Origin of the sequence: Pantoea sp. GD03673, assembly GCF_029844725.1 — a bacterium.
Classification (GTDB): Bacteria; Pseudomonadota; Gammaproteobacteria; order Enterobacterales; family Enterobacteriaceae; genus Pantoea.
In genome coordinates, this window is sequence record NZ_JAOCKJ010000003.1 from 471,174 (window position 1) to 489,892 (window position 18,719).

General features: G+C 52.7%; 14 protein-coding genes and 2 pseudogenes. 14 read left to right on the forward strand and 2 right to left on the reverse strand.

What is annotated here, in order from left to right:
• Positions 1-6 precede the first annotated feature (6 nt).
• Positions 7-492: a MarR family transcriptional regulator gene (locus N5J69_RS08090; RefSeq protein WP_279769405.1), complete on the forward strand. Its 486-nt coding sequence runs from the start codon at positions 7-9 to the stop codon at positions 490-492.
• A gap of 906 nt (positions 493-1,398) precedes the next feature.
• A complete protein-coding gene (locus tag N5J69_RS08095; RefSeq protein WP_279769446.1) occupies positions 1,399-3,180 on the forward strand; it encodes an EAL domain-containing protein in 1,782 nt (593 codons plus the stop codon).
• Between the two features lie 776 nt (positions 3,181-3,956).
• Here the strand turns inward: N5J69_RS08095 and N5J69_RS08100 are convergent.
• Both N5J69_RS08100 and N5J69_RS08105 read right to left on the reverse strand, forming a co-directional pair.
• Positions 3,957-4,550 carry a LysR substrate-binding domain-containing protein gene (locus N5J69_RS08100; protein WP_347882074.1) on the reverse strand — a complete coding sequence of 198 codons (594 nt, stop codon included), beginning with the start codon at positions 4,548-4,550 and terminating at the stop codon, positions 3,957-3,959.
• A complete protein-coding gene (locus tag N5J69_RS08105; RefSeq protein WP_279769407.1) occupies positions 4,534-4,878 on the reverse strand; it encodes a LysR family transcriptional regulator in 345 nt (114 codons plus the stop codon). Before N5J69_RS08105 ends, N5J69_RS08100 begins: the two co-directional genes overlap by 17 nt.
• A gap of 161 nt (positions 4,879-5,039) precedes the next feature.
• On the opposite strand from N5J69_RS08105, the gene N5J69_RS08110 reads away from it, so the two are divergent.
• From N5J69_RS08110 to N5J69_RS08165, 12 genes and pseudogenes are all read left to right on the forward strand, one after another.
• A complete protein-coding gene (locus N5J69_RS08110; protein WP_279769408.1) occupies positions 5,040-5,720 on the forward strand; it encodes a type 1 glutamine amidotransferase domain-containing protein in 681 nt (226 codons plus the stop codon).
• Between the two features lie 1,612 nt (positions 5,721-7,332).
• The gene (gene tssB, locus N5J69_RS08115; protein WP_279769409.1) at positions 7,333-7,830 is read left to right on the forward strand and encodes a type VI secretion system contractile sheath small subunit; all 498 of its coding nucleotides are present in this window, start codon (positions 7,333-7,335) and stop codon (positions 7,828-7,830) included.
• 31 nt (positions 7,831-7,861) lie between these two features.
• Positions 7,862-9,409: a type VI secretion system contractile sheath large subunit gene (tssC, locus tag N5J69_RS08120; protein WP_279769411.1), complete on the forward strand. Its 1,548-nt coding sequence runs from the start codon at positions 7,862-7,864 to the stop codon at positions 9,407-9,409.
• 16 nt (positions 9,410-9,425) lie between these two features.
• On the forward strand, positions 9,426-10,766 hold the full coding sequence (gene tssK, locus N5J69_RS08125; protein ID WP_279769412.1) for a type VI secretion system baseplate subunit TssK: 1,341 nt from the start codon (positions 9,426-9,428) through the stop codon (positions 10,764-10,766).
• Positions 10,763-11,455 carry a type VI secretion system protein TssL, short form gene (gene tssL, locus N5J69_RS08130; RefSeq protein ID WP_279769413.1) on the forward strand — a complete coding sequence of 231 codons (693 nt, stop codon included), beginning with the start codon at positions 10,763-10,765 and terminating at the stop codon, positions 11,453-11,455. Before tssK ends, tssL begins: the two co-directional genes overlap by 4 nt.
• Positions 11,452-13,158 carry an OmpA family protein gene (locus tag N5J69_RS08135; protein ID WP_279769414.1) on the forward strand — a complete coding sequence of 569 codons (1,707 nt, stop codon included), beginning with the start codon at positions 11,452-11,454 and terminating at the stop codon, positions 13,156-13,158. Before tssL ends, N5J69_RS08135 begins: the two co-directional genes overlap by 4 nt.
• A gap of 15 nt (positions 13,159-13,173) precedes the next feature.
• A complete protein-coding gene (gene hcp, locus N5J69_RS08140; protein WP_279769417.1) occupies positions 13,174-13,665 on the forward strand; it encodes a type VI secretion system effector Hcp in 492 nt (163 codons plus the stop codon).
• 298 nt (positions 13,666-13,963) lie between these two features.
• Positions 13,964-16,630, forward strand: coding sequence for a type VI secretion system ATPase TssH (tssH, locus tag N5J69_RS08145; RefSeq protein WP_279769448.1), 2,667 nt, complete (start codon positions 13,964-13,966; stop codon positions 16,628-16,630).
• A pseudogene (locus N5J69_RS08150) lies at positions 16,627-16,854 on the forward strand (hypothetical protein); the annotation flags it as partial. The gene tssH and the pseudogene N5J69_RS08150, both read left to right, overlap by 4 nt.
• Positions 16,853-17,631, forward strand: a pseudogene (locus tag N5J69_RS08155) (DUF2345 domain-containing protein); the annotation flags it as partial. The pseudogenes N5J69_RS08150 and N5J69_RS08155, both read left to right, overlap by 2 nt.
• A 44-nt stretch (positions 17,632-17,675) precedes the next feature.
• Complete coding sequence (locus N5J69_RS08160; RefSeq protein ID WP_279769421.1) at positions 17,676-17,918, forward strand: hypothetical protein; 243 nt, start codon at positions 17,676-17,678, stop codon at positions 17,916-17,918.
• Between the two features lie 494 nt (positions 17,919-18,412).
• The gene (locus N5J69_RS08165; RefSeq protein WP_279769422.1) at positions 18,413-18,595 is read left to right on the forward strand and encodes a hypothetical protein; all 183 of its coding nucleotides are present in this window, start codon (positions 18,413-18,415) and stop codon (positions 18,593-18,595) included.
• Positions 18,596-18,719 lie beyond the last annotated feature (124 nt).

Consider the following 18,719-nt stretch of genomic DNA (forward strand, 5'->3'; position numbering starts at 1 on the left):
GTCTGAATGCAAACATCGACAGAGAAATGCCCTCAGGAGTCACAACCTTCGGTTTTACTGGAAAAACAATTGTGCTTTGAGCTTTACGCGGCTTCACTTGCCATGACGCGACTTTATCAGCCACACCTTAAAGCGCTTGGGCTGACATATCCTCAGTATCTGGTCATGCTGGTGTTGTGGGAGGCGGACGGGCTGACGGTTAAAGATATCTCCAGGCGGGTTCAGCTGGATTCAGGCACGCTCAGCCACCTGCTGAAAAGGCTTGAACAGTCTGGATTTATTGTCCGAAGCCGGAATGCCGCTGAAGATGAGAGAAAGGTGATGATATCGCTGACGTCGGCAGGCTCTGCGCTTAAAAATCAGGCTAGCACTGTTCCGCATGAAGTGGTGTCAGCAATAGGTCTGCCATACGAAAAACTGTCAGCAATGAGAGAGGATATGGCGGTTCTTCGTAAACAGTTGCTGGCTGCCCTTTCTGACAAAGCAGGATGACAACTGTACGCCGTGAAAAGCAGGTCGTGTAAGGCAGCGTTCGGAAACACCAGAACGTTGCCGGGTTTACCCGGCCTATGGACTGGCCGGACTCTTTTGTCACATCCAAGTGAGCGCTGATAAAGCCGATGAATTGCACCTTATTCAGGAACCTCGCGGAACAGAGGCCTGACCGTTCAGAAAAGCGCTGAAACCTGCTATCAGCTGAATGAAAATATGCGTATCTGAAAAACGGATGCCGGGAGGGTATGACAGTGAATATCCGGCAAATCCCGTTGCTGACGTCACCGATTAGCATTACCTCTGAGGCTGGCTGGCCGGAATGCGCGGGCCGGTCTGTAGTGTCCTGATACCCGTCAGCCCGGATTTCAGTCAACCCGCCTTTGTTTCGCAGCCTTATTATCCTGAACATCGCCTTTCAGTGCTTTGGAGACACACCAGCAGAGCGGAGCGGGGTAAGGTGTCGGCAGATGATTACATTTGCTTTCCTGTTCAGGGTTCGGAAACGTTTTTGATTCGATTAATTATCACTGTTTGTCAGGTGTTTACAGCGATAATACCGTTAAGAAATAGTAAAGTATTCATAAATTGTTGGCGCTAAATTTAATTCTGCGCTATAAAGATTAAACGGAGCGTGATAGCCATCCTGCTGGCAGGAAACCCTATTACTGCTCAAAGATAAAATTCATTAATATACTGATTTTATTAGTGAATTAAGAGTTTCTTCTGATTATTTAGCAGTCTTCACAGAGTAAGTATCACGCCAACACCAGGGCGGGATGGGAAATGCTGACGAATCTTACTGGCCGCAAAGAGCCGCTAAGACGTCAAAAAATGATTTTTACAGAACTGATTCTTAAGTTCTTACACACGTTATTTCGCGCCAACACCAGGGCGGGTGGACACATGTTAACGAATCTTACAGGCGACGAAGATCGCCGTAGTCGTGCCTTGCTGGCGCTGCGCACCCCTGATGAAAGTCGGGATGACGTTCTGCAAAAATTTGTCCGGCTTGCTTCTCAGGCTCTCGGCATCCCCGGCAGCTTTATTTCCGTTCTCGATGATGAAAAACAGTATGTAAGAGCGGCCAGAAATTTTAAATTAAAGGAATCTGCCCGCTCGGATTCCCTGTGTCGCTATGTCGTGGACAGCGATACCGTAATGGTTGTTCCCGACACGCACCGTGATGATCGTTTCAGTAAACATCCTCTGATAATCGGTGCCCCATACATACGCTTTTATGCCGGCACGCCCTTAAAGAACAGTGAAGGGGAAATACTCGGCACACTTTGTGTTACTGATGCTGTTCCGCATACCTTTAGTGGTGAGCAGGTCACGACACTCAAGCTGCTCGCAGCCCTGGTGATGTCTTTCCTGCAAGCCTGGCATGCATCAAGTTTTGCCGATCCGGTCACTTCTCAGCCCAATCGCCAGCGTCTTATCCGTGATCTTCAGTTTCTGGGAACGGCAGGTGACAAAACGCTGCGCCGACTCATATTGATTGACTGTATTGACCTGTCTCATGCCTATGAACTGGCACGTTCTATGGGCATGGGGCCGGTAGAAAGTCTTTTAAAAGATGTGGCAACGTTGCTTCCGCTTCGGTTAAGACCGGATCCCACGGATACCATTTACACGGTAGCGACAGGTCGTTTTGCTATCCTGACGCGAGCCGATAGTAAACTCAGTGCCGCTTGGGTTACTGACAAACTTCAGGGTATACATGCTGATATTGGGGATGGGCTCACGGTAGCGCTTACCCCGCGTGCCGGAGAAGTTGACTTTTGTGCAGATGTACTGCCTTCACAGGAAGTACTCCGCCGATCTGTGAGTGCGCTGCACGAAGCCATCGGGCAAAATGTGCTCTGGCAACAGTTCAGTGAAATTCCGGATGCGCGTCGCACACGAGACTTCACTCTGATGAACGATCTGCTCCTGTCACTTCGAAACAATACCGGTCTTTATCTTGTTTATCAGCCAAAAATTTGCCTGAAAAGTGGCTTGCCTGTGGGGCTTGAGGCACTGATTCGCTGGCAGCATCCAACGCTGGGTGAGCTTTCTCCGGCAGCATTTATTCCGCTTGCAGAGCAGACAGAGTTGCTCTGCGTCCTGACAGACTGGGTGGCCGATCAGGTTATTCTGCGTCTCTCCCGTTTGCGTGACAATTCCATTCAGCTTCCTGTGACGTTTAACGTCAGTGGACAGGATCTGGCTCGCCCGGAATTTGCCCTGGCACTCAATGATAAAATAACCAGAGCAGGACTTCCTGCTGCACTCCTGGGTGTGGAATGTCTGGAGACTGAAGAGATTATTGAAAGTCCGGATGCATTGAAGACACTGGAGGCACTTAAATCAAAAGGATTCATCATTTCACTCGATGATTTTGGTTCAGGTTACAGCAATATTAATTACCTTCGGCGTATGCCGATTGACGTCATCAAGCTTGACCGTGCGCTCATTAGTGAACTCTCTTCCGATACGGCGTCACGCATTATCGCCCGCAGCATCATCAGCATGCTCAAAGAATTGAATTATGTGGTCCTGGCCGAGGGAGTTGAAAATGCTGAGACGGCAAGCACGCTGACACAATATGGTTGTGACCATGCTCAGGGATTTTTTTATTCACGGCCCCTGGCTGAAAGTGAACTGGATAACTGGCTTGCCTGGAAACTGCGGGACCAGTGCTGACTTTTTGACTTCTGCTTATTTTATTTTCCTGAATAAATCCCATCAAACCCAAAAACACTCGCGGCAAATCTGCAGCCTGCCTTTGGTTTAGGCATAGCTGCCTCTCGGACACCCGGCCGTGGCTGGCTCGACAGCTGAGTTTTGCATACGCATCAGGGCTTTACAGCGCATTTTTTGTCAGGAATTTAGAGGTAATCTATCTAATAAAAATTTCCGCTTTCCGACTAAAACAGACATCAGCCAGACTGATTCACTTTACCGATGCGGTAGATAGTGCCTTAAAAAACGAACCCCAGGCACCTGATTCAGTCAATTTACAAATAAACTCCCGCCTGACCTTAATTGGCATTATAACGCCAGATCTGATTAGCCAGATTCGCATGGATATACCTCGTGAATTTGCATGTCAATGCTCAGGGATAGCCCAGTCCAGGATGCTGGTTTCCATCCCGGCGGTGAACAGAGATGAAAATCAGATAGCAGAAGCAGTAAATCCAGGTGGGGCGGCGGTCAATACTAAAGAGCTGAAGGATGTTACAGTACCTGTGAAGTCGAAAATAGCAGGGGTAAATGAAATGCTGCGGCCCGTAATGAAATCCTGGGCTTTGACCTGAGTTAAAGGATTAACCTGGCAGACTCGATAATGAAAACACCCGCATTAAGCGTGCCTGCAATTATTTTGCTGAAAGACTCCCGACGGTATCACTGTCATCCTCCTGAACAATAAAGGGAGAGGAGACAGACCTCCGGTAATGAAACGCAGGTTTCCCTATTCACTACAGGCCATGCTGACCGTTTATCCCGGCGTCAGCCAGTGTCTCAGCTGTCTCCATAATCAACGTCCTGAACCAGCGATGGGCAGGATCGTCGCGATAGCGTGCATGCCAGCCCATTTCAACCGGAAAAGTGCCGAGGTCAACCGGTGCCGGAAGAATCCTGAGCCGCCGATCTCTTGAAAGATGCTGACAGATCAGGCGTGGCAGGGTAGCGCAATAGTCCGTGACCGCAATCATCTCCGGTACGGCCAGAAAATGTGTAACCGAAACGGCAACCTGCCGCCGCAGGCCGCGCTTTTCCAGTGCCTGATATAAACCAGCGCGCATGCGGCCCGGCGGCAGTACGTTCACGTGTCTAAGCTGCTCATACTGCTCTGCGCTGAGGCTATCGCCTGCCAGCGGATGATCAGCGCGTATCACACACGCCAGACCTTCATTCATCAGGTGCTGCACTACCAGATTATCAGGAGGATCAACGATACGGCCCAGCACCATATCGGTATTGCCAGAAATCACACCGGTTTCCGTAACGTCGTTGCCAAAAGGGGTTAAGCGAAGCCTGATACCGGGGGCACAGTCACGCCACGATGGCAGGCATCATGATGAATTCAACATAGCTGTTGGGTGCAAGCGTAAAGAGCCGGGTGGCGCGAAGCGGATCAAAATCCTGCTGACCAAGAATTACCTTGTCTATAGACGCCAGGGCAGGACCCACCACCTGAGCCAGTTGTTCTGCTTTCGGTGTCGGGCGCATTCCGTAGCGTTCGCGGATAAACAGGGGATCGTTGAGCGTTTCCCGCAGCCGGTTTAAGGCATTTGAAAGCGCCGGCTGGGTTATGCCAAGCCGTTCCGCTGCGCGGGTCACATTGCGCTCTTCCATCATCACCAGTAAAACCGGCAGTAAATTCAGGTCGTATTTCATTGAGCTATAATGCTGTGTCAATAACTGAAATTAAAGAAATAAATTTCATAAATATTCATAAGCCCGCCATGATTAGTGGGTGAACGCAGAAGATGGCGGCTTAACCGCTGATTCTGACTATCCTTAGACCTGAAACTGACTGGCTGAAAAAGGGATCGGAAATGAAAATTTTAATGGTTTTGACCTCGCATGATGAGTTGGGTACCACCGGTAAGAAGACCGGTTTCTGGCTGGAAGAGCTCGCTGCACCTTACTATGCATTTCTGGATGCCGGCGCTGAGATTACCCTGGCTTCACCGAAGGGTGGGCAGCCTCCACTTGATCCAAAAAGCGATGAACCCGATTCTCAGACTGATGAAACCCGCCGCTTTCATGCCGACTCAGCAGCTCAGGCTGCACTGGCTTCAACCATCAGACTGGATACGGTGAATCAGGACTCGTTTGATGCCGTATTCTATCCGGGCGGACATGGCCCTCTCTGGGATCTGGCGAACGACAAACACTCTATTTCGCTGATTGAGCAAACCCTGCAGGCTGGCAAGCCGGTGGCGCTGGTTTGTCACGCACCTGGTGTTCTGCGTGATGTGAAAAACGCTGATGGCACACCGCTGGTTAAAGGAAAGAAAGTAACCGGGTTTACAAATAGCGAAGAAGAGGGCGTTGGCCTGACTGACGTCGTGCCGTTCCTGGTGGAAGATGTGCTGAAACAGAATGGGGGTCTTTACTCACGCGGCGATGACTGGAAATCTTACACGGTTCAGGACGGTTTGCTGATTACCGGACAGAACCCAGGTTCCTCGGCTGAGACAGCGAAAGTCTTACTCTCAAGTCTGGCGAGTTAAGCATCTAAATGCATGAACTTTTATAAGGCGCTTCAGAGCGCCTTTTTTTATGCTGAACCAGGGGCTGGCTGGATAGTTACATGATAAATTATTCAGATTAAATAGATTAGAATTCAATTTAAATCGCATCTGATAATAAACAGGACTGAAATTTTCACCTGCAAAGTTCGTGTTGGGCATATTTACTGAAAATATAAACATGTATTTAAAACCAGTGTTGACATCAGTTATTATCAGCGTAAATTAAAACACATCAGCGGCGCAGAGTTGCCCTGATACACCAAAAAAATCCCTGGTGTTATGCATAAACGGTGCCGACAATTTGGTAAGTCCAGGTCGTTGGTGGTTCTGTTAAACGTTGCTCATAAACTGCCAGTCAGTTAATTATGAAGCTGTTAAATGGAGTCTGAGTAGATTTGATCAGTATCGCGTCGCGATGATGTAAGGCCTCGTAGTTCTGAACGTTACGTTACGACAGGATACGATTGCGGTTAAACGTCGTAATGAAAGTAAGGCAACGCATCAAAGAGTATATATCGCGATGGGGGTGTGCAGGTTTATACGGGCCTGACCTGTCTTTGTCTCCTGAAAGACTATCAGGTGGTTGAAACCGCTAATAATAATGACATTTAAGTTTCGTGTTCATTATTATCCGCAGAACCTGTTCATAAATAGCAGTATCGAAGCAATACCTGTCAATTAAGTTAGTTAATGGTTAATGTTAAATCTGCAGTAACTTAAAAGCCCTGGCAATTTCCGTCAGGGCTTTTATCATTTCAGGCGGTCTGTCAGATTTTTCCGGGGGGTTACCGGTTTTCATAATCGAATTTTTTAGCAGTTAATCACTGTCAGCGTCATCCGTAACGCCTTTTCTTCTGTCATCATCTTCAGGTCAGGACGACCTTACTGCCGTCTGACGACAATTCATACGCCACATTCAATTGTCATCTGACATTACCCCCGGCGCAATACACGCGAGCTAAGCGTGGCATCTGACGTCACAACGAATAGCCGTCACAGCTATCAGGCAGTGACGCTTCGGCCGTGCCCGGTGGTCGACGTTTATTAACGAGTGCTGGCCTGCACTCATTCAGAAACGCTACAAATCATTAACAAAATTTATGACTCTGTCAGCTTTGCTTAAACCTCCACCCTCCCTGGACAGCTTTGTAAAAAAGATGGCGATCGCATTTTTTATGTGCACAGACCTTCCCGAGCTGACTCCTCTGTCAATTCATTCCTGAAACATTTGCATAGCCCGGTTCTGATGCGGGCTGACGCGATACCCTTAAGAAACCTCTTATAAATCAGCGGAGTGTAAATTTATAGCCTGAGCGTTTTCATGAAACATATAGTTACAAATTATCATTTCCATTAGATGACTCACTATTTCTAAACTCGCGCCATGAGTGTTCATCTGAAAATTTCTTTTTGAGATTTATGCTTCTACACCGCGTCATATCGCCAGTAAATGGAATGTACTCGCTTCTGACCCCGGATCTGCTTCTTACACAATGTTTAAGAGCAGAAATGATTCATGGCAGGGTAAGCCGATTTCAGCACATCTCACTGGCATTGACGGTATCTGGTAATTTTGAAAACAGGGATAGTTATGTCCAGCTCTTATCAGTCCGAGATTCCCAAAGCCCGCGTTAATATCCAGCTCAGTGTCCACACCGGTGGCGCACAGAAAAAAGTCGAACTGCCACTCAAAATGCTCGTTGCTGGCGACTACAGCAATGGCAGTGAACAGCGCCCACTCTCCGAACGTAAAAAAATCAACGTCAATAAAAACAATTTTGACAGTGTACTTGCCGATTTTGCCCCTGCCATCAACCTGTCAGTCACCAATACCCTGGCGGGGGACGGCTCTGAAGAGGGCATCAGCCTCCGTTTTCGCGAGATGAAAGATTTTGAACCGGAGCAGGTCGCCCGCCAGATACCCCAGCTGAAAGCGATGCTGGCCATGCGCAGCCTGCTCCGCGACCTCAAGGCCAACCTGCTCGACAACATCACCTTCCGTAAAGAGCTGGAAAAAATCCTGATCGACCCGGCGCTCAGCGCTGAGCTGAGAGCCGAACTGGCCTCTCTGACCCCTGAACAGCCATAACGGCCGCGACAATTAACGGATTAACTAAGGAATGCTGATGTCTGTACAAACTCAAAATGCCGCGGATGGTGAAAACGTGGTGCTGGATCGCCCCGAAGCGGGTGGCGTTTATGCGTCGCTCTTTGAAAAAATCAATCTGAATCCGGTTTCATCGCTGAGCGCGCTGGAGAACTGGCAGGACAATCAGGCAATGTCTGATGCCACTGCTGACGAGCGCCTTACCGCGAGCATGCAGGTGTTTCTTGAATGCCTGAGTCACGCGGGCGCGAAAGTCGAAAAGCTGGACAAGACGTTGATTGACCACCACATTGCCGAGCTTGACTACCAGATTAGTCGCCAGCTTGATGCGGTAATGCACCACCAGACGTTTCAGCAGGTAGAGTCGCTGTGGCGTGGCCTGAAGTCGCTGGTCGACAAAACCGATTTTCGTCAGAACGTCAAAATCGAACTGCTCGACCTCTCCAAGGAAGACCTGCGACAGGATTTCGAGGATGCACCGGAGATCATCCAGAGTGGTCTCTACAAACATACCTACATTGATGAGTACGATACCCCTGGAGGCGAGCCGGTTGCTGCGCTGATCTCTTCTTATGAGTTTGACGCTTCTGCGCAGGACGTGGCGCTGCTGCGGAACATCGCAAAAGTTTCTGCGGCTGCTCACATGCCGTTTATTGGCTCAGCGGGCCCGAAATTCTTTCTTAAAGAGTCGATGGAAGATGTGGCCGCAATCAAGGACATCGGCAACTACTTTGACCGCGCTGAATACATTAAATGGAAGTCGTTCCGCGAGACGGATGACTCACGCTACATCGGTCTGGTTATGCCGCGCGTGCTGGGCCGTCTGCCGTATGGCCCGGACACCGTACCGGTGCGCAGCTTCAACTACGTTGAAGAGGTAAAAGGCCCGGATCACGACAAATATCTTTGGACCAGCGCGTCGTTTGCTTTCGCCGCCAACATGGTACGCAGCTTTATCAATAACGGCTGGTGCGTTCAGATTCGCGGCCCGCAGGCGGGGGGAGCGGTGCAGGATTTGCCAATCCATCTCTATGACCTGGGCACCGGTAATCAGGTGAAAATCCCGAGTGAGGTGATGATCCCGGAAACCCGCGAGTTCGAATTTGCCAATCTGGGTTTCATTCCGCTCTCCTACTACAAGAACCGCGACTACGCCTGTTTCTTTTCGGCAAACTCCACCCAGAAACCGACGCTCTATGACATCGCAGATGCCACAGCAAACAGTCGCATCAATGCGCGTCTGCCGTACATCTTCCTGCTGTCACGCATTGCTCACTATCTGAAGCTAATCCAGCGTGAAAACATTGGTACCACCAAAGATCGCCGTCTGCTGGAACTGGAACTGAACACCTGGGTACGGGGCCTGGTAACGGAGATGACCGATCCTGGCGATGAACTGCAGGCGTCGCACCCGCTGCGCGATGCAAAAGTCATGGTAGAGGATATTGAAGACAACCCGGGCTTCTTCCGCGTGCGGCTCTATGCTGTACCGCATTTCCAGGTGGAAGGCATGGATGTCAATCTGTCACTGGTTTCTCAGATGCCGAAGGCGAAATCGTAACTCAGGCAGGAAACCAATGAAGACGGAACAACCGTTATGGGGCCGGGGCGTGATGGTCTCGCCCCAGCATTTTCAACAGCAGGCTGCTTATGCAGCCTGGTCTGCTGAATCAATTGCACAGATAAGCCTTAATCACCCCTGGGGTGTGATTAAGGCGACATTTGAACCTGAGATGCTCAGGCTCGGACGCCTGCAGGCTCACCACCTGCATGTCCGATTTCAGGACGGCGTGCTGATCGATACTGATAATGCTGACAGTCTGCCTGCGGCGCTGTCACTGCAGGATCGGACGGGTGTTACAGGCATCGTTCTGGCATTACCACTGTTACGCGCCAACGGCGGCAATTGTCTGACGCCCGATGAAGTGGCCGATCGCCCGGTACGCTTTCGTCAGCGCTGGCATGATGTTCGTAACCTGTTTGGCGAAGATACCCGCCAGATAGCCATAATGCAGCCAGCGCTGTCGCTGCGCTTTGCCGATCAGGACAACAGTGACTATCTCACCTGTCCTGTTGCACGTCTGCTGCAGGACTCCCATGGCAACTGGATGCTGGATGACACCTTTCTGCCTCCGTTACTGAGGGTCGAAAGCAGCCGCTGGCTGGTGACGCAGCTTGAGCAGTTGATGATCCAGCTTCGCGCCCGTCTCTTTCGTCTGATGGCTATGCGTCGGGAAAGCAATGAACGAATGGCCGATTTTGCCGTGGCCGATGTCTCCCTGTTCTGGCTGCTTAACGCGCTGAACAGTGCTGAACCCGTACTCGGGCAGTTTCTGCGTTACCCGCAAAGCCCGGCAGAGCGCCTGTATCCCGAACTGGCAAGGCTGGCGGGCTCCCTCCTGACCTTCTCTCTGGAGCATCAGGTCAGCGAAATTCCGGTTTATCAGCATGCGCAGCTGAACGCCGTTTTTCCACCGTTGTTTGATTTGCTGACCGGGCTACTGGAAGCGAGTCTGCCGTCCCGTGTAGTGCCAGTTGAACTTACGCATGATAAGCGGCTGCGTCAGTGGCAGGCACGGCTGCAGGATCCCCGCCTGCGTGAAGGGGCGGATTATTACCTCTCTGTGCGCTCTCCGATTCCTGTGGCACAGCTTCAGGAGCAGTTCCCGCTGCAGTGCAAAGTGGGTAGCCCGGAATTCGTAACCAGCCTGGTGAATACATCACGCCAGGGTATTCCACTCCGGGCACTTCGTCATGTGCCAGCAGCAATTCCACTGCGACTTGAAAATCAGTATTTCTCGCTCGACCTGTCCCACCCGGCGGCGCAGGAGATGCTGGAGAGCGGCAGTTGCATGTTTTATACCCCAGGCATGTTGGGTGAACCCGAGCTTGAACTTTTTGCGGTACTGAGAACATGAGTAACAACGACAAATACGGCGCTGCCGCAGCGATTGATATTGATGCTTTGCTGCAGAACACCTGGCTGCAGGTCATCAGTCTGCGCTATGGCCCCCGGTTTCAGGAGGGGGAAGGGCAGGTTTTATGGAACCGCTGCGTCGCCGAGGCTGAACGGGTACAGCAGGCACTAAAAGCGGCCATGCTGGATGAGGAAAATTGTCGGCATATTCTGACCGCCCAATGCGCACTGCTTGATGAGGCCGTGAAAGGGCGAGGGGTACAGGATGATGCTTGTGTTCAGTGGTACAACATCCCGTTACAGGGGCATTTCCTTGGCACAATGGATGCCGGTGACACCTTGTGTGAACGGATGCAGCGTGTTCTGCACGACCCTGCGCCAGACCGTGCTGTGCTGACCTGTTTTCATCGCGTCATGATGCTGGGCTTTCTCGGGCATTTTCGTTCAGTGGATGATGCTGAACGTCAGAAGCTTGTGAAGGCACTCAGCGATCGGGTTCCTCCGTTCAGCACGCCGCAAACCACCCCGATTCTGGCCGAAAGCACGGCGGGTTCTGCTTTTTTTAGCTGGCTATCTTCCTGGCCCGCACGCATCGCGCTGAGTATTGCTGTCGTGGTGGCGTTGTGGTGGGGATTAAACAGCTGGCTGGATCACCTGCTGGTGACACTGCTGCCTGGAGTGACGAAATGAGTCGTGCGCAGCAACGACTCCTGGCGTTGTGGGCCGCACTGCTGAGTGCTCTGGTCTGCCTTGGCTTTCTGCCGCTTTCCTGGCAGATGTCCGGACTTATTTTACTGGCAGTCTGGGGAGTGATTTCGGCGGTCTGGGTCGGATATCGGGTGAGTCGTCAGGCAGCACCTGAAGTAAACCTGGATCTGTCAAATTTGCCGGAAGTGACCTGGCGGCAGCCGGTCGTCCTGGTCTGCGGCGATCTGTCGCAGCCGTGGCCAGAGCAATCTCAGGTTCTGACCGTGGCTCAGGGATGCTGGATTCGGGTAGAGGATCATCAGGATCTCGATCAGGTTGCGCGACAGCTTCTGCTGCTGCGTCCGGACTGGGGACAACAGCTTTCGGTGATGATCAGCGTCTGTCCCCAGATGCATGCAGAAACTGAAGCACTGACCAGCCGCTTGATGAATTTACGCTGGCAAATCAGCCAGCTTCGTAAAACGTCTGGTCATTCTGTTCCGGTCGTACTGATGGGTGTTACTGGCAGCACGATCATGAATGAACTGCTCTGGCAGGCCGCTACTCCGGGCGAGAGTATTTGCGTCTGGCGCGAGTCTGCCGTACCTGACGCTGTTCCTGTCTGGGTGACGACGGGCAGCGCGATGGCGATGCAGCAGCAGGTGCTGATGAACAGTCTGATGATCTGGTTTCACCACCACGTCAGAGCAGTTTTTGTGGATGATAACCCGGATATTGCCGCGGTTATGCCCACCGCGATGTTATGGGGTAGCGGTCCCCGGCTTTCTGGCAGTCTCGCCTCATCCCTCTGGAGCGACTGGCTGATTCGTCACACTGGCCTGAAAGAGGTTGCAGGCTGGCAGCCGATGGATTCTGACACTGCGGCCATCTCACCCTTGCCAGATTTTATTCTGCCTTTGTTGCCGCAAGGTCGGGGCCCGACACCCCGCGATCGTGCTTGGTGCGGTGCACTTGGATTGTTCACCCTGGCCGCCGTGGCTGCCCTGCTGTGCAGCGGCTGGAATAACCGACAACTGCTGCAACGTCTGAGTTTCGATATAGATCACTATGATCGCATCTCAACGGATAACTACGCGCCGAAAGTCGATGCTCTTCAGGTTCTTCGACAGGATGCCGCACAGCTTGATGAATGGGCACGCAATGGTGAACCCGTCCGGTTGAGTCTGGGACTTTATCTCGGTCAGCGCCTGCGTATGCCAGTGCTGGAAGCCATCCGTTCTTACATTCCACCGCCACCCCCACCACCCGAACCAGAAAAGGTCGTTATACCGAAAATAGTCCGCCTCGACAGTCTGTCGCTGTTCGACTCCGGTAAAGCTGAGCTTAAGGCGGGATCAACTAAAGTGCTGGTGAATGCACTGGTGGACATTAAGGCCCGGCCCGGCTGGCTGATTGTGGTCGCTGGTCACACCGACATCACCGGTAATACGCAGCGCAACCAGCTGCTTTCCCGCGAACGCGCCGAGGCAGTCCGGGACTGGATGCGCGACACCGGCGACCTGCCGGAGAGCTGTTTTGCGGTGCAGGGTTATGGCGATAGCCGCCCTGTAGCCTCTAACGACACGCCGGAAGGCCGGGGGCAGAACCGGCGTGTCGAAATCAGTCTGGTACCGCAGGCCGATGCCTGCCGTATGCCAGATGCTGTACCCGCGTCACAGGATGACAGTGACGTTTCAACTCAATAAATGGAGAAGTTCAACATGGCAATTCCGGTATATCTGTGGCTGAAAGACGATGGCGGTGCGGACATCAAAGGTTCCGTTGATGTGAAAGACCGCGAAGGCAGTATCGAAGTGGTGGCGCAGGAGCACAAGCTCTATATCCCCACCGACAACAATACCGGCAAGCTGACCGGTACCCGCATTCACACGCCATTCCTGTTCACCAAAGAGATCGACTCCTCAAGTCCGTATCTCTATAAGGCGGTGACCACCGGCCAGACCCTGAAATCTGCCGAATTTAAGTGGTACAGAATCAACGACGCGGGCCAGGAAGTGGAGTATTTCAACACTAAACTGGAAAACGTGAAGCTGGTGAAGGTTGCGCCGAAGATGCATGACATCAAGGACATGGCTTTTGAGAAGCACAATCACCTTGAGCAGATTGAGCTGCGCTACGAAAAAATCACCTGGACCTACAAAGACGGCAACATCATTCATTCCGATTCATGGAACGAACGTACCACCGCGTAATCGCCCGTCACATTTCACGCCGCAGGTGCGCTGGCTCAGTTTGCGTATTCCGGTGACACAGGAATCTGTGTGATCGAGCGCTCCTGAGTCTGCCGCCTTCCGGCAGTACGAATTATTCAGGCCCATCGCCTTGTGCGGACAGGTTTTCCTGTCCGCAGTTTTTCTGAGTGCCTGCGAGTCGGGCACTGAGCAAAACACCCTATATCCCTAGAAATCTGACCTGATGCGCTTAGGCTCCTCTTAAGGAAAGCGAGGGGCGGTAGCGTGCCTGAAGGTCTCTGACAGCGAGTTTATGAACATGGAAAATCCCGCCATCCTGTTACGTCGTCTCAATCCCTACTGCGCCCGCGCCCTGGAGGGTGCAGCCTCCCTCTGTCAGACGCGCGCGCATGCAGAAATCCTGCCCGAGCACTGGCTGCTCAAACTGCTGGAACAGGGCGAGGGCGATCTTACGGTGCTGGCACGCCGTTATGAGTGGGACATGGATGCCCTGTGGCAGGCGCTGCTGAGCTGGCTGGATAATCTGCCGCGTTCGGTGCGCAACCGTCCGCAGCTCGCTGAAAATATACAGAGCCTGATGCAGGCAGCCTGGATGCGGGCATCGCTGGCTGGTGAAGAGCAAATCCGCAGCATCCATCTGCTGATGGCACTGACGGAGAAGCCAGCGCTTGTGCGCTGTGATGGTCTTTGGCCACTGCTGACTCTGGGTCAGGGCCAGCTTGAACGTCTGCGCCCGCTGCTGGATGCGCAGTCAGATGAACGCCCTGAAGTCCAGCAGGAAGCATCGCTGGCACAGTCGCACGGCGGCGACGTCGAATTTATCGGCCGCCCGGCCGGAGCGGCGGCAGACATAAAACCGGGTGAACTCACTCCCGCGCTACAGAGTGCGCTGGATAAGTTCACGCTGGATGTCACGGCAAAAGCGCGTGAAGGCCGTATCGACCCGGTATTTGGACGCGACACAGAAATCCGTCAGATGGTGGATATCCTTTCACGTCGCCGCAAAAACAACCCTATCCTTGTCGGTGAGCCGGGTGTGGGAAAAACTGCGCTGGTGGAGGGGCTGGCGCTGCGTATCGCCGAAGGCAACGTACCAGCCTCGCTGAAAACGGTCAGTCTGCGAACGCTGGATCTGGGCCTGCTGCAGGCGGGTGCGGGCGTGAAGGGTGAATTTGAGCAGCGTCTGAAAAACGTCATCGACGCGGTACAGCAGTCTCCTGAGCCGGTACTGCTGTTTATCGATGAGGCACACACCATTATTGGTGCGGGCAACCAGGCGGGAGGGGCAGATGCGGCTAATCTGCTGAAGCCCGCGCTGGCACGCGGTGAATTGCGCACCATTGCCGCGACGACCTGGAGTGAGTACAAACAATATTTTGAACGCGATGCTGCGCTGGAGCGCCGCTTCCAGATGGTGAAGGTTGACGAGCCTGACGACGACACGGCTTGCCTGATGCTGCGTGGCTTAAAATCGCGCTATGCCGAACACCACGGCGTACACATAACCGACGAAGCGGTGCGTGCGGCGGTAACGCTGTCGCGGCGCTACCTGACCGGTCGTCAGTTGCCGGACAAAGCGGTTGACCTGCTGGACACCGCAGGTGCGCGGGTTCGCATGAGCCTGGACACGATGCCGGAGATCATTACGCGGCTGAAGGCGCAACATACAGCGCTGGAGCTTGAAAAACAGGCGCTTCTCGGGGATGCCGTGGTCGGGGGCGACGAGCAGACTCAGCGACTCAGTGCTATCGAAACGCGACTGAACGACCTGGATGCAGATATCACCAGCCAGCAGCAGCGTTTTACGGCAGAGAAAGCGCTGGCGGAACGGCTGATGGCCTGTCGCCAGACCTCAGGTAAGGACGGCCATGCGGATGTGCGTGATCTGCAGCAGGCGCTGGAAAAATTACAGCAGGATGAGGCGCTGATTCAGGTAGACGTTGATGCCCGTACCGTCGCTGGCGTGATTGCTGACTGGACGGGTGTACCACTTTCTTCATTAATGAAGGATGAGCAGACCGAACTGCTGAACCTTGATGATGAGATTGGCCGACGCGTTGTCGGTCAGACGCTGGCGCTGAATGCCATTGCGCAGCGTCTGCGTGCTGCCAAAACCGGGCTGACCTCTGAAAACGGCCCACAGGGCGTGTTCCTGCTAACCGGCCCGAGCGGTACCGGTAAAACGGAAACCGCCCTCACGCTGGCCGACGTGCTGTATGGCGGTGAAAAGTCACTCATCACCATCAATCTCTCTGAGTATCAGGAGCCGCATACGGTTTCACAGTTGAAAGGTTCACCGCCGGGTTATGTCGGTTACGGTCAGGGCGGCATACTGACCGAGGCGGTACGCAAGCGTCCCTACAGCGTGGTACTGCTGGATGAGGTAGAGAAGGCGCATCGTGACGTGATGAACCTGTTTTATCAGGTGTTTGACCGGGGGTTTATGCGTGATGGTGAGGGACGTGAAATCGACTTCCGCAACACGGTGATTCTGATGACGTCGAATCTCGGCAGCGACCACATCATGCAGCTCCTGGACGAACAGCCAGACGCCACTGAAGCCGATTTGCAGACGTTACTGCGCCCGATCCTCCGCGATCATTTCCAGCCAGCACTGCTGGCACGCTTCCAGACCATCATTTACCGCCCGCTGAGTGAACCTGCGATGCGCACTATCGTACAGATGAAGCTGGCGCAGGTTAGCCAGCGGCTGCAACGCCACTATGGTCTGATCACGCACACGGAAGAGAGCCTCTATGACGCACTGACTTCTGCCTGCCTGCTGCCGGACACCGGAGCGCGCAACGTTGACAGCCTGCTGAACCAGCAGATTCTACCGGTGCTGAGCCAGCAGTTACTGAGCCACATGGCGGCGAAGCAGAAGCCAGAGATGCTGACATTAGGCTGGAATGACGATGAAGGGATCACGCTTGCGTTCAGCGCCGCCAGCGGCAAGTCATCATGAGTACGGAGTTTGTCAGCAGATTTACCCACAACCACCACCTGCTGGCGGTCAAAGACTGTGTATCTGAGCTGGGTGTGCTGGCCTTTGAGGGGCACGAGTCTCTGAGCGAACCGTTCCGCTACCGGGTGGCGTTCACCAGCGCTGACCACGGCATCAGCTAAGAGAGGATGCTGCTCAGCCGCTCGCACCAGAACGCCATTTATCAGGACATGTCGGTACCACAGCGCTGATGGGCAGGCAGGGGCGCAGGGACAGGTGCTGGAGATGCAACCTGCCCAGGCGCGACTTTCAGCAGCCTTGATGGCGATGGAATCCCTGGCCGCCAGTGCACAGCAGGCAGAGGCGCTGGCGGCCGATGTCAGCCGCCAGCAAAAGCTTTTGAAGCAGAAAATTGAGCAGCTTCAGCAGGAAGTGATTGTCGGTAGTGCGCCGGAAGGAATGGCGCTGGTGAGTGGTGAAAATATGCAGTTATAGGCCAGCGACAATCTGACGCTGACTGCGGGTAAGCAACTGGATATCGGGGTCCAGAAGGATTTCACTTTGGCTGCAGGTAAACAACTCAGTCTGTACAGCCGTGAGGATGCAAAACTATTCGGCTCGCATAACGATATTGATATACAGGCGCAGGTCGGGAGCGTGACGACGTGGTCAACAGAAGATACGCACATATCGAGCGGTAAAAAACTGCTCGTGACGGCACAGGATGAGCTGATGCTGATATGCGGCGGCGGCTACATCAGAATAAAGGGCGAAACGTGGAGATAGGCGGGCCGGGCAGGCTGCTTATTAAGACTACCGGCATCAAAAAAGCCGCCTCCGGCAGTATGCAGGGGGTAATGAAGTCGTTTGAGCCAGATAATTTCGATGAAAGTTTTACATGATTGCATCCTGTTAGCGAGGAACCTATCGCCAGTCAAAGGTTTCGCCTCACACTGCCGGATGGATCTGTACAGGAAGGTGTGACAGATGCTCAGGGAAAAACTCCGTTGATTCAGGGATAAACACTGGACGATATTATTTTTTAATTGATTAAAAGAAAATAAGAATGTGTCATATCAAAGATGCATTTTTTATGATTGCAGGAGTGTCAGGGATAATAATTTCTTGCTTTTATCTCACCGACTGCATTACCACATCAGGTACAGCGTTTGGCGCTGCATTGGGGGCGATAGCGGCAAAAGGTGTTGGCAATGATTTCAAATATTACGTTTTTGATGTGCCACCGCAGGTTATTGACCGCATCGATGATCATCGGTTTTTTACCCTGCAAAACTATAAGGACTGTTAGCACGGTGGTATTTTTTATTATCACGACATAAATAAAAATATCAAAGTACGCTCTGCCTGTTATCACCCACTTCAACTTCCAGCGCTAATTATTTTTGTTCATGGAGTTAACTCCGAAGGTGAATGGTATGATTCAGCAGAAACAAATCTCTGCAACGGCCTGAATGAACGTTTAAATTTGCCTCCTGATATGCAGCTTAAAGAAAATATTTATCAGAAAGGAAAAAAACTTCGGAAAATCACTTACTCTGACGTCAGTCGTTCCCCGGTTATTCGCTTTTACTGGGGATAGAGTGCAGAACCGGGCACCGAAGACAATTACCAGATCCCGCTGCGTAACCTGGCGGATGATGATTATCACGACCTGAAAAAATACCAGAAGCTGCCCGATGCACAAATCGCTGCCCGTGGCCCCTGGTACTGGGACGGCGGTGCGTTTCAGAACGGCTGCAACCAGTTGATATCGCTGTAGAGCGACCAAGGTGTAGTAAATGGTTGAAACAGAGGCTGATTCCGTTCAGCGTCCAGTTTGTTAATTCTGAGCTGGATCGCCTGCTGGCCAATGCGCCTGCCCGCCACTATTACGCTCATGCCGCCCGGCTGCTCGCCGATTTGTTGGAAACTCCTCTGCCACCGTTGCTCGCGCGGTTATGGCCAGGCAAAGTGCACGAAATCTGATCATTCAACAAAGGAATGCAAAATGAAGATTAATCATTACTTCATTGCAGCCTGTGCCCTGCTGCTGGCGGGCTGCAGCCAGTCGTCAGCGACGGCCCGGAGCGGCGGTGGCGGCACCATTGAG